This is a genomic window from Methylophaga pinxianii (genome assembly GCF_020447225.1).
GTDB lineage: Bacteria > Pseudomonadota > Gammaproteobacteria > Nitrosococcales > Methylophagaceae > Methylophaga > Methylophaga pinxianii.
Genome location: NZ_JAJAEO010000024.1, coordinates 1 through 307, shown reverse-complemented (window position 1 = coordinate 307; position 307 = coordinate 1). Strand labels below are relative to the sequence as shown.

The window sequence follows — 307 nt, the reverse complement described above, 5'->3', positions numbered from 1 at the left end:
TGGTGCTCAGATGGTTTTGAGATCGGCTGTTGGAATAAAGAAAAAGTCCGAGTGGTGTTTAGTCTCGACTGCTGCGACCGTGAAGTCATGAGTTATGTTGCCACCACCACTGGCATTAACGCTTTGATGGTGCAGGACGTATTGGTCGAAAGTATTGAAAAGCGGTTTGGTGATGTTCAAGAGCTACCTCGCCAGGTTGAGTGGCTGACCGATAATGGGAGTTGCTATATTGCCGATGACACTCGGCAGTTCGCGAAATCACTGGGCTTTAAGGTATGCACAACCCCCGTGAGAAGCCCTGAGAGCA

At 49.5% G+C, this 307-nt stretch carries 1 protein-coding gene; it reads left to right on the top strand.

Going from position 1 to position 307, the window contains the following annotated elements; translation table 11 throughout:
* On the top strand, nucleotides 1-307 hold a 307-nt coding region (locus LGT40_RS00110), incomplete at both ends, for a DDE-type integrase/transposase/recombinase (protein ID WP_226343090.1).